Annotated in this window: 9 protein-coding genes and 1 tRNA gene; 5 read left to right on the forward strand and 5 right to left on the reverse strand. The window is 56.5% G+C overall.

Annotated features, from left to right (window positions below):
• Nucleotides 1–379: 379 nt before the first annotated feature.
• From HW554_RS19590 to HW554_RS19605, 4 genes are all read right to left on the reverse strand, one after another.
• Entirely contained in the window at nt 380–1,651 is a 1,272-nt protein-coding gene (locus tag HW554_RS19590; protein WP_176910227.1) for an adenylosuccinate synthase, read from the reverse strand.
• Nucleotides 1,651–1,998, reverse strand: coding sequence for an STAS domain-containing protein (locus tag HW554_RS19595; protein WP_176910228.1), 348 nt, complete (start codon nt 1,996–1,998; stop codon nt 1,651–1,653). Before HW554_RS19595 ends, HW554_RS19590 begins: the two co-directional genes overlap by 1 nt.
• Nucleotides 1,995–2,483: a Fur family transcriptional regulator gene (locus HW554_RS19600; protein WP_176910229.1), complete on the reverse strand. Its 489-nt coding sequence runs from the start codon at nt 2,481–2,483 to the stop codon at nt 1,995–1,997. The genes HW554_RS19595 and HW554_RS19600 overlap by 4 nt, the downstream gene beginning before the upstream one ends.
• 197 nt (nt 2,484–2,680) lie before the next feature.
• Entirely contained in the window at nt 2,681–4,885 is a 2,205-nt protein-coding gene (locus HW554_RS19605) for a RelA/SpoT family protein (RefSeq protein WP_176910230.1), read from the reverse strand.
• A 213-nt stretch (nt 4,886–5,098) separates the two neighbouring features.
• On the opposite strand from HW554_RS19605, the gene HW554_RS19610 reads away from it, so the two are divergent.
• The 5 genes from HW554_RS19610 (at nt 5,099) to HW554_RS19630 (ending at nt 10,424) form a co-directional block, all read left to right on the forward strand.
• Nucleotides 5,099–5,180: transfer RNA gene (locus tag HW554_RS19610), tRNA-Leu, on the forward strand.
• Nucleotides 5,181–5,306: 126 nt separating this feature from the next.
• Nucleotides 5,307–6,635: a trigger factor gene (tig, locus tag HW554_RS19615; RefSeq protein ID WP_176910231.1), complete on the forward strand. Its 1,329-nt coding sequence runs from the start codon at nt 5,307–5,309 to the stop codon at nt 6,633–6,635.
• A gap of 238 nt (nt 6,636–6,873) precedes the next feature.
• The gene (locus HW554_RS19620) at nt 6,874–7,584 is read left to right on the forward strand and encodes a ClpP family protease (RefSeq protein ID WP_116943268.1); all 711 of its coding nucleotides are present in this window, start codon (nt 6,874–6,876) and stop codon (nt 7,582–7,584) included.
• A 213-nt stretch (nt 7,585–7,797) separates the two neighbouring features.
• The gene (gene clpX / locus HW554_RS19625; RefSeq protein WP_176910232.1) at nt 7,798–9,021 is read left to right on the forward strand and encodes an ATP-dependent Clp protease ATP-binding subunit ClpX; all 1,224 of its coding nucleotides are present in this window, start codon (nt 7,798–7,800) and stop codon (nt 9,019–9,021) included.
• A 131-nt stretch (nt 9,022–9,152) separates the two neighbouring features.
• Nucleotides 9,153–10,424: a chloride channel protein gene (locus tag HW554_RS19630; protein ID WP_176910233.1), complete on the forward strand. Its 1,272-nt coding sequence runs from the start codon at nt 9,153–9,155 to the stop codon at nt 10,422–10,424.
• 44 nt (nt 10,425–10,468) lie between these two features.
• On the opposite strand, the gene HW554_RS19635 is transcribed toward HW554_RS19630, so the two are convergent.
• A complete protein-coding gene (locus tag HW554_RS19635; protein ID WP_176910234.1) occupies nt 10,469–10,639 on the reverse strand; it encodes a hypothetical protein in 171 nt (56 codons plus the stop codon).
• Nucleotides 10,640–11,370 lie beyond the last annotated feature (731 nt).

The raw sequence follows: 11,370 nt of genomic DNA on the forward strand, positions 1-11,370 counted from the left end.
GAGTGGGCTTAGCTAACCAGGATGAAAGCGCTTCCGGTTGAAGCGGGGTGCAAAGGTAGCAAAACCTTTCCGACTTCCGCAACCCACACGGACAACTTTTTTTTTCAAGTGGCGCTTCCGAGGAAGTAGCCGGCCCGACCGCGTTCCGGTTGGGGATGCAAAAGTGGGGTATTACGCCGGATTACGCAAGATAGGCCCACAAATAATTCTTTAAAACCACTTACTGTTGTGGTCAGTAGGCTGGATAATAACCCGTTGGGGTGACAGATTAGTTCATGCTGACCGTAATATTTCTTTGCAGAGCTTTAGTCTAAGACGCAAAAAACCCGAATTGCGGTTAGCAATCCGGGTTTTTGAGGGTCATTTCCGTTTTGAAAACCTAGCTCATGTGCAGGGTACTCACGCGGTCGGGGCCTACGCTGACGATGCTGATAGGTACTTCGAGGTGTTTCTCCAGGAAGCTGATGTAGTTTATCAACTCTGCAGGGAGAGCCTTTGGGTCGGTGAGGGCTTGCAGATTGGTGCGCCAGCCGGGCATGCTTATATATACAGGTGTCAGCTTTTCCAGATCACCGTGGTCGGGCAGATGGTCAGTTTGCTCACCATTAGGCAGCTCATAGTGCGTGCAGACCCGGATTTCGTCGAACTCATCGAGCACGTCGGCCTTCATGAGGTGGATTTCTGTTACGCCGTTCAGCATGATACTGTAGCGCAGGGCGGGCAAGTCAATCCAGCCGCAGCGGCGCGGGCGGCCGGTGGTGGCGCCGAACTCGCGGCCGGCGGCCCGGATCTGCTCCCCTACTTCGTCGTGCAGCTCGGTTGGGAACGGGCCGGCGCCTACGCGGGTGCAGTAGGCCTTGCTGATACCGTATACCTTGTTGATGTGGCGCGGGGCAATACCGAGGCCGGTGCAGGCACCTGCCACTATGGTGCTGGAGGAGGTAACGTAGGGGTAAGTGCCGAAATCAATATCGAGCATGGAGCCTTGTGCACCTTCGGCCAAGATATTCTTTCCCTCACGCAGCAAATCGTTCAGCAAGTACTCGGTATCGGTGAGCTGCAGGGTACGCAGGAAGTCGACGGCAGAAAAGAAATCGGCCTCGAACTGTTCAATGTCGAGGCCGCGGCCGTGGAATTCAGCAATGGTGGCGTGCCGGGCAACGGCTTCGCGGTAGCGCTGCTCGAAATCGGGGAGCAGAATATCGCCGACGCGCAGGCCGGTGCGGCCGATTTTATCCTGATAGGTGGGGCCGATGCCCTTGAGCGTAGAACCGATTTTGTCGCCGCCGCGGGCTTCCTCGTTGATGCGGTCGAGGGCGCGGTGCGAGGGTAGAATCAACTGGGCCTTGCGCGAGATGTAGAGGTTGCGGCTGTAATCGACACCCCGGTCGGTGAGCTTCTGCAGCTCCTGGCGGAATACCACCGGATCGAGCACCACGCCGTTGCCGACTACATTGAGGATATGCGGGTGAAAAATACCTGATGGCACTTGGTGCAAAACGTGCTTGATGCCATCGAAGGTGAGGGTGTGGCCGGCATTGGGGCCTCCCTGGAAACGGGCTACTACATCATACGTGGGTGCGAGGACATCGACAATTTTGCCTTTGCCTTCATCACCCCACTGCAATCCTACCAATACGTCAACAGGCATTAGTTTGCGGTTTTCAGGAGTTGAGTGGCCGCTGCTTCATCATCAGCCACAGAAAAAATTGCGTTCAGCTTCGTTAGCGCCAGCATTTTGCGCGGATGGTCGGCGGGGTTGATAAGTACCAACTCGCCACCCCGGCTGCGGAATTTGGTGAGAAGCGACACCAGTACGCCGATGCCGGTGCTGTTGATGTAGCGGATACCCGACAGATCGACGGCGCAATGGAGCAACTCTTCGCCGAGGTGCTGGTCGACGCTCTGGAGCAGCTGCTGGGTATCGGGACTACCAATGAGGTCGCCGGAGAGGCGCACGAATAGAATGCCGTCTTGGACGGAGGAATCAGTTTTCATGAGGTTTGGATGGCGGCGGCCTGGGCGCGGCAGTCGCCGCACACGCCATAAAGGTTCAAAGAATGGTGCAAGATATGGAAGTTGAGTAACTCCCCTACCATCGTCTGGATGCCATGAATACGTGGGTCGCAGAACTCGACGACTTTATGACACTCGGTACAGATGACATGGTCGTGCTGGCGGTAGCCGTAGCTTTTCTCGTATTGGGCCAGGTTGCGGCCGAACTGGTGGCGACTCACAAGGCCATGCTCAACCAGCAGATCGAGCGTATTATATACGGTAGCGCGACTTACGCGCAGGCCCTGCTCCTTCATGCCGGCATAGAGCTGCTCGACATCGAAGTGGCCGGTGCGGGAGTATATTTCCTCCAGGATGGCATACCGCTCCGACGTTTTGCGCAGGCCCTTGTTCTCGAGGTAGGCGGTAAAAATCTTCTTGACCTCCTCGTACTTTTCTTTATCGAGATGCTTCTCGGAAATTGCCATATTCTGCGACCTTATAATATAAGGAGTGAAATCAATGAAAAGCGCCAGCCCAATCGGCATTTGAAGTAGATAGTAACCGCCAGAACAGCTCCTTTCTTATGCTTTTTTATACCCTCGGTTTTGAGGAATACTTTTTAGAGCCGCCAGTGGGTCAGGTATTCGCCAACCAGCCTCTGTGTAGCGACTATGCGTGTTGCTTATGAGTCGAACCGTTCTACAGCCATCACGCCGTTGACCTTGCTCAGGCGCTGGATGAGGTGATTGAGGTGGGCGGTGTCGTTGACGAAAACCATAATCTGGCCTTCGAAGACGCCGTCGTTGGAATCCATGGTAATGGAGCGCATATTCACTTTGAGGCTGGTACTGATAATGCGCGTAACATCGTTGACGAGGCCCACGCGGTCGGCGCCTTTGATGCGAATGCCAGCCAAAAAGGCCAGTTCCAACTGTTCAGTCCATTTGGCGCGCACAATGCGGTTACCGTAGTTTGACATCATCTGCACGGCCTTGGGGCAGGATGTGCGGTGGATGTCGATGCCTTTATCGGTTTCGAAGCCGAACACATCGTCGCCGGGAATAGGGTTGCAGCAGGGCGCGATAGTGTAGTTGAACTTGTCGGTACGCTCCCCGATAACGAGCATGTTGGCCTTCACGCCGCGTACCTTCTGCACCTCGTGGTCGAAGGAGCGCGGCTCCAGGCGAGAGGGCAGCCTCGGCAACTCGCCGTCCTTGAACACATCGTGTACAATTTCGCGACCATCGAGCTGGCCGATGGCAATGCGGTAGAAGAATTCGGGCAGGTTGCTGACGTTGAAGAAGGCCAGTAACCGGTTGATGTTCTCCTGATTTGCCTCAATACCCAGCAACTCCAGCCGCTTTTCTACCAGAAAACGGCCGTCCTCCGCTTTGGCTTTGCGGTTGTCGCGGAGCCAGTCTTTGATGCGGGTGCGGGCCTTGGATGTGGTGACGTATTGCAGCCACTCGTCGGTGGGACGCTGCTTCTGGGAGGTCAGGATTTCCACCTGGTCGCCGTTATGGAGCTGGTAGCTCAGGGGCTGCAGCTTCTGGTTGACTTTGGCCCCGAGGCACTGCAGACCAATCTGGGAGTGAATTTCGAACGCAAAATCGAGGGCCGTGGCCTTATCGGGCAGGATAATGAGCTTGCCTTTGGGCGTAAAGGCGTATACCTCCTTCACGAACAGGTTCTGGCGGAACTCGTCCATAAATTCGAGGGCGCTGGAATTGTTGGTTTCCAGCATCTCGCGCACCTTGTTTATCCAGCTTTCCAGCGTCGATTCGGGCTGGGCCACGCCGGTATCCTTGTATTTCCAGTGGGCGGCGTAGCCTTTCTCGGCAATGTCATCCATACGACGGCTGCGCACCTGCACCTCTACCCATTGGCCGGTACGCGACATAACAGTGGTATGCAAGCTCTCGTAGCCGTTGGCCTTGGGTGTGCTCACCCAGTCGCGCAGGCGGTCAGGGTTGGGCTGGTAGAAGTCGGTGACGATGCTGTAGACCTGCCAGCAAGCCGCCTTTTCCTGCTCTGGTGGCACATCCAGAATGATACGAACGGCAAACAGGTCATACACCTCATCGAAAGTGATATTCTGTTTGCGCATCTTCTTGAGGATAGAATAGATGCTTTTGGGCCGGCCTTTTACTTCGTACTTAAATCCCTGGGCCTTCAGCTCATCGTCGATGGGCTGCACAAAATCTTTGATAAAGCGGTTGCGCGACGTGCGGCTCTGGCGCACCTGAGTTACCAGTTCCTCATACACTTCGGTATCGGTGTATTTGAGGTAAAGGTCTTCCAGCTCGGTTTTGATGGTGTACAAGCCCAATCGGTGAGCCAGCGGGGCGTAGAGGTAAATGGTTTCCGACGATATTTTGAGCTGCTTGTGCCGGGGCATCGATTCGAGCGTCCGCATATTGTGGAGGCGGTCGGCGAGCTTAATAAGGATAACGCGCACGTCGTCGGAGAGCGTGAGCAGCATTTTCCGGAAGTTCTCGGCCTGCTCGGAGGTACCGTAGTCGAAGACACCCGAAATTTTGGTAAGCCCATCGACAATACGCGCCACCTTGGGGCCGAACTCGCGCTCCACGTCGGCCACCTCCCAGGGCGTATCCTCCACCACATCGTGCAGCAGGGCCGCCACAATGCTGGTGGTGCCGAGGCCTATTTCCTCCACCACAATCTGGGCGACGGCCAGCGGGTGCAGAATGTAGGGCTCGCCCGACTTACGGCGCATCTCCTTGTGGGCTTCCAGAGAAGTATTGAACGCCTTTTTAATAAGCTTAGCATCGCCGGGTTTGAGCGAAGGCTTGGCAGTACGGAGCAGGCGGCGGTAGTGGCGCAGGATTTCCTGACGTTCTACTTCAGGGTCGATGGCGATGGACATGGCGGACGGGCGGCACGGAGCGGTACCGAAAAAACGAGTAGCGAAGATACGAGGCCCTCGGCCGGAAAGTAACAACAACGAGGCCGAGTTGGTGCGCCGGGGCGGTTGCAGGCCCCACCGGGGAAACATAATAAGGCAGGTAGTTGCGAAAGACGTTGGTTTTGTAAAGGAGCTTGCGTAGTTTTGCGCCCCCGAGGCAGTTGGCCTCGTGCCGCGGATATGGCGAAATTGGTAGACGTGCCAGACTTAGGATCTGGTGCCGCAAGGCGTGTGGGTTCGAGTCCCTCTATCCGCACAAAGTGGGTTTCAGTTCGCTGAAATCATATTTAAACCCTCAACCCACCCGTTGGGGGTTTCTTTTTAGGGGTCGGTCCCAACCCGGCCCTTTTTACCCCAACGTAGCACCTTTAACCGACCAGCAGTGGATATCACCCTCGACAAGCAAGACGACCAGCTTCATGCCATCCTGACAGTAAACCTTACGGAGGCCGACTACGCCACCGCCGTAGAGAGCAAGCTGAAGGAATACAGCAAGAAAGCCCAGATTAAGGGTTTTCGCCCCGGTAAAGTGCCGGTAACGCTGGTGCGCAAGATGTACGGCAAAGGCATTCTGGTTGACGAAATCAACGAGCTGCTGGGCAAATCGGTGGATGGTTATATTAAGGAGAATAACCTGCGCATCTTGGGCGAGCCCCTGCCAGTGGCCTCCGACATCGACTTCGACAACCAGAAAGACTTCGCGTTCCAGTTTGAGCTGGGCCTGCTGCCCGATTTCGAGCTGCCCGCCGACCAGGCTATTGCCGTTGACCGCCACAAAGTGACGCTCGACGAGAACACCAAGAACGAAACCTACGAGCAGCTGGAGCGCCAGTTCGGCGAAACCACTGAGCCCGAGGCTGCCGAAGCCGGCGACTACCTGGTGGGCCGCCTGCGTAAGGACGGCGAGGAAGGCGAAGGCCGCCTGCTGATGCTGCCAACCAACAAAATGAAGAGCGAAGCCGATAAGTTCGTGGGTGCCAAGCCCGAGGACGTTATCACCTTTGACCTCAAAACCGCTTTTGACGGCGACGCGAAGGCCATTGCCAACTTCACCGGCATGAGCCGTGAGGAGGCTGAAGCCATAGAAGGCAACTACACCCTGACCGTGGAGAAGGTGCAGCGCACTGCTGCCGCCGAGTTCAACCAAGAGCTGTTCGACAAAGTATTCGGCAAGGACATCGTAACGTCGAAGGAGGATTTCGATGCCAAGGTGACCGAAACGGTGATGGAGAACTACGACCGGGAGTCGGACAATCTGATGAACCGTCAGATTATCGACAAGATGCTGGAGAACGTGACCATCGAGCTGCCCAAGGAGTTCTTTAAGAAGTGGCTGGTGCGCGCCAACGAAGGAAAGCTGACCGCCGAGCAGATTGAGGAGCACTACGACGATTACGCCAAGGAGCTGAAGTGGTCGATGATCCGCAATAAAGTGGTTGAGGCCAACGAGTTGAAGGTGGAAAACGAGGAAATCGTAGACCGCACGATGCAGAAAATCCTGGGTCAGTTTAATATGGAGATGACGCCCGAGCTCGAAGAGTCGGTGCGCGGCTTCGCCGATAACTTCCTGCGCCAGGAGAACGGTAAGAACTACGTACAGGAGTACGAGGCCATTCTGGCAGAGAAAGTGCTGGAAAACCTGCGCGGCAAAGTTGTTGTTAACGACAACGAGATTACGGCCGAGGACTTCCGCAATCAGAACGCCGGCTAATCCCGCTGTTCCGGTTTTCAAAACCAACAAAAAAGCCCTTACTTGTCGTAGGGGCTTTTTTTATGGAGAAGTGAGATACAAATCGGTTGTCATTCTGAGCGGAGCGAAGAATCTCGCTGACAATGCCAACCCTGTCGTTAGAAGTTACTTTGGCACGCGAGATTCTTCGCTCTGCTCAGAATGACAACCGATTTGTATCTCACTTCTCACCTCTAACTACTCACTTCTATTACTCTCCATGCTGAATAAACAAGAGTTCCGCAAGTTTGCCGTAAAGGGCCAGGGTTTGAATGGCCTGGGCGTTGACCAGTACCTGAGCCACGTAGAGGGCCAGGTGCGCAACGGTATGATGCTGCCTTCCAACATGACCCGCTCGGTAATTGAGGAGCGCCCGACCCGCTTCGCCGAAATTGACGTATTCTCCCGCCTTATCATGGACCGGATTGTGTTCCTGGGCACGGCGGTGGACGATTACGTAGCCAACATTCTGACGGCGCAGATGCTGTTCCTGGAGTCAGTTGACGCCAAGAAGGACATTCTGCTCTACATCAACTCGCCCGGTGGCTCGGTGTATGCCGGTTTAGGCATCTACGACACCATGCAGTACGTGAACCCCGACGTGGCCACGATCTGCACCGGCCTAGCTGCTTCGATGGGTGCCGTGCTGCTGGCAGGTGGCGCTAAAGGCAAGCGTTCGGCTTTGCCCCACGCCCGCGTGATGATTCACCAGCCTTCGGGTGGCGCGCAAGGCCAGTCGTCGGATATCGAAATCACGGCCCGCGAGATTCTTAAGCTCAAGAAGGAGCTCTACGATATCCTGGCTGACCACACCGGCAAAACCTACCAGGAAATCCACGACAACTCGGACCGTGACTACTGGATGCGCGCTGATGAGGCCAAAGAGTATGGCCTGATTGACGAGGTGCTCGAAAAGAAGAAGGCCGAGTAAGCTCAACGGCTGAACTGGTTGTCATGCTCAGCATGACTGTTCTCTTTATCAACCTGATACCAAAAAAGCCCGCTGGTGCGGGCTTTTTTGTTTGCTTCACTTCCAACCTCAGCGGCACGTTTTGCCTCTCTGTTGGCGTTGGGGTTTTCGTACCTTTGGGGTCGACTGGGGAACCGGCCGGCTTCCCTCCTATTTCAGCGAGTTCCTTTAGCAATGGCAGATATTACGTGCTCGTTCTGCGGCAAGAACAAGAAAGACGTTACCGTGATGATTTCGGGCATCAACGCCCACATCTGCGAACGGTGCGTGGGGCAGGCCCAGCAAATCCTGAACGAGGAGAATAAGATTCGGGCCAACTCCAAGACCCCGAAGTTCAACCTCGTGAAGCCGCGGGAAATGAAGGAGTACCTCGACCAGTACGTGGTGGGCCAGGACGAGGCCAAAAAGGTGATGTCGGTGGCGGTGTACAACCACTACAAGCGCCTGATGCAGACGCCGCAGAAAGACGATGTGGTGATTGAGAAATCAAACATCATTATGGTGGGCGAAACCGGCACGGGCAAAACCTTCCTTACGCGCATGCTGGCCAATATTCTGCAGGTGCCCTTCTGCATTGCCGATGCCACCGTGCTTACCGAGGCCGGCTACGTGGGCGAAGACGTGGAAAGTATCTTGACGCGCTTGCTGCAGGCCGCCGACTACAACGTGGAAGCGGCCGAGCGCGGCATCGTGTACATCGACGAAATCGATAAAATTGCCCGCAAGAGCGATAACCCCAGCATTACCCGCGACGTGAGCGGCGAGGGTGTGCAGCAGGCTATGCTGAAGCTGCTGGAGGGCACAACGGTGAACGTGCCGCCCCACGGCGGCCGCAAGCACCCCGAGCAGAAGATGATTACGGTTAACACCGAAAATATTCTTTTCATCTGCGGCGGGGCCTTTGTGGGTATTGAGCGCATCATCAAGAACCGCCTCAACACCAAGCCCATCGGATTTGCCAAGACCCAGCTCGACGAAAAGGTAGACACCAACAACTTCCTGCGCTACGTGACGGCCCAGGACCTGAAGTCGTTTGGCCTGATACCCGAGCTGATTGGCCGCCTGCCGGTGCTCACCCACCTCAACCCGCTCGACCACGCCACGCTGCGAAAAATCCTGACAGAGCCCAAGAACTCCATCGTGAAGCAGTACCAGCGCCTGTTCGATATGGAAGGCATAGCGCTAAGCTTCTCGGAAGGTGCCCTTGAGTACATCGTGGTGAAAGCCGACGAGTACCGCCTTGGTGCCCGCGGCCTGCGCAGCATCTGCGAAGGCATCATGACCGATGCTATGTTCGACATGCCTTCTGAGGAAGGCGTGACGGAATTAGTAATAGATGAGGACTACGCCCGGAGCAAGTTCGATCAGACTGCCATTAAGCAGCTGCGGGCCGCGTAACGTAACATTCAGCCATACAGCACGGGGCCATCCTTCTTGTATTGAAGGGTGGCCCCGTGCTGTATGGCTGAACATACGCATGGAGGTCAGCCACTTTTCAGCTAAAAAACAGGGGTGGTATCTTTGCCTGCATGGACTTTACGATGAGACGAAGGGCGCTGGCGTGGCGGCAGCAGCTCGACCAACCACTACGCTTTAACCCATTTGTATTCAGCAAGATATTCCTGCTTTGGGTGGCCGTTGGCATTGTTGGCGGCCTGATTGCGGGACTTTACTGGACAGTGCTGGAGCTACTGCTACACGGGCTGGGCTGGGTTGAGGGAGTATACGTTATTCCGCTGATGGGCGCGGCCGGGCTGCTGGCCGGCCTGATTATCCATAGGCTGGGCGACCCGGGCGAGATGGACCTCATCGTCAATAACATCCGCTTTAAAGGTGGGCGGCTGGAGCCGGGCAACAACCCTGCGATGGTGCTCTCGTCGCTGCTGTGCATTGCCAGCGGCGGCAGCGCCGGCCCCGAGGCCCCGCTGGTACAGGTGGTGGGCTCGACCGGCACCTGGATTGCCCGCAAGCTGCGTATTCGTGGCGAGGACCTTCGCTCGCTAAGTATTGCGGGCATGGCGGCGGCTTTCACGGCCCTGTTTGGGGCTCCGCTGGGTGGCACGCTCTTCGCCCTCGAAATCCTGCACCACAAGCACGTCACGGAGTATTACCAGGCCCTGATGCCGGCGCTGGTGGCCAGCTGTTCGAGCTACGTGGTGTTCGTGCTCATCACCCACATCGGCATCGGGCCTACCTGGTCGTTTCCGGTGCTGGGCACGCCTACCCTCAACGATTCGTTTTACGCCGTGCTCTACGGCTTGGCGGGCACGGCGGTGGGCTGGCTGTTCATTTTTCTGGTGCGGCGGCTGCGCAAGAGCTTCGAACTGGCGGCGGTGCCCATTTATGTCAAGATGCTGGTGGGCGGCCTGATAGTCGGCACAATTGCCTACTTCGTGCCGCTGTCGCGCTACTTCAGCCACGACCAGCTGCAGATGCTGCTGGAGAAGCCTTTTACGCTGCAGGTATTGCTGGGGCTGCTGGCGGCCAAATTGCTGGCCATTGCCTTCACCGTTACCTCAGGCTGGAGGGGCGGCTTTATCATCCCGCTATTTTTCGTGGGGGCCGTTACTGGCCTTATTCTCGACCAGCTGTTTCCGGGTCAGAACCTGGCTTTGATTCTGGTGAGCTGCATGGCCGCCATCAATGCCTGCGTAACGCGCACGCCCATCAGCACGGCCGTTCTGCTGGCTACTATGACGGGCTTCCACCAGTTTATTCCGATTATGTTCGCCAGCCTCACTGGTTTCTTCCTGGCCCCCAAAACGCCCCTCATCAACGCGCAACTGGGCCGCCCCGAATAACAGAACGGCCCGGCTGCTCAAGTTGAGCGGCATTTAACCCGCGGCTACATGCTCAGCGTGACCGGCCCGAACTCCTCAAAATGGATGGCATCGCGCAACATGCCCAGCGCGGCCAAGTACTGCACCTTCTTGCGGATGAAGGGCGCGGGGCCGCACAGATGGGAGTAGTCGACTTCCGGCAGCAAGGTGCCACCGTTCAGGATGTTCAGGTACACAATGCCCTCGTAGTGGCCCTCCTGCCCGGGTCCGGTGGCCAGCTTGTCGTAGAAAATCTGCTGCTGCTGCTGCTGCTGAACTTGTTGGTGGACAGCCCATTCGGCTACCGGCGCGCGGAAAACGTGCTCCTGCAGGTTGCGGCACCGACTTCGTGTTCTGGGGCATTGAGGACTCTAGCCTCGGCCGGCAGTTGGCGGGAAGATGCGCGGGACAAGCTTGCCTGAACAGCAGCCTCGTCGCTTAGTTAAGGGCATTTTCTGCGGGCAGTACATCTCATGCTCCGATCTGTGGTATTGCGGCTGGGACCGGCGGTGTTGGCTGCTCAGCCGGAGCTGGCTGCTGGCGGACCCTTTGCACAGCCCCCGAGCGGTTGTTAAACTCGCATTAAATCCTTGTTTTCAGCAGTTGCGGGTTAGCTGACACACAGAGCAACCCGTTCCACTCGCCCTCTGCGCCATGAATACACTTGTCGGGATTCATTACGAGACCCGGTTGTTTGTGCTATTTCTGCTCGTGATGCTGGCCGTTTTAGGGCAGCAGCGTGCTGGAACGGCATCTGCTGCACCGCTTAGGCACGTCGGTTTCATCGTTGTACTAGGACCGGCTACTGCCGGCAATGGGGTTTTTTGAACTCAACGATTTGCTTTATACCCGGCAAAATGAGCTGGAAAAATACCTGGCCACCGCACCACCAGCCCGCTTACCTGCTACCCCGGCCCGCCTTATTATA

Origin of the sequence: Hymenobacter lapidiphilus, from assembly GCF_013377885.1 — a bacterium.
GTDB lineage: Bacteria > Bacteroidota > Bacteroidia > Cytophagales > Hymenobacteraceae > Hymenobacter > Hymenobacter lapidiphilus.

Bases quoted from the DNA above. Each gene is read 5' to 3' on its own strand.
- HW554_RS19620 (WP_116943268.1), top strand. From the start codon at position 6,874: ATGCTGAATAAACAAGAGTTCCGCAAGTTTGCCGTAAAGGGCCAGGGT.
- HW554_RS19595 (WP_176910228.1), bottom strand. From the start codon at position 1,998: ATGAAAACTGATTCCTCCGTCCAAGACGGCATTCTATTCGTGCGCCTC.
- HW554_RS19605 (WP_176910230.1), bottom strand. From the start codon at position 4,885: ATGTCCATCGCCATCGACCCTGAAGTAGAACGTCAGGAAATCCTGCGC.
- HW554_RS19590 (WP_176910227.1), bottom strand. From the start codon at position 1,651: ATGCCTGTTGACGTATTGGTAGGATTGCAGTGGGGTGATGAAGGCAAA.
- HW554_RS19600 (WP_176910229.1), bottom strand. From the start codon at position 2,483: ATGGCAATTTCCGAGAAGCATCTCGATAAAGAAAAGTACGAGGAGGTC.
- HW554_RS19630 (WP_176910233.1), top strand. From the start codon at position 9,153: ATGGACTTTACGATGAGACGAAGGGCGCTGGCGTGGCGGCAGCAGCTC.
- clpX (WP_176910232.1), top strand. From the start codon at position 7,798: ATGGCAGATATTACGTGCTCGTTCTGCGGCAAGAACAAGAAAGACGTT.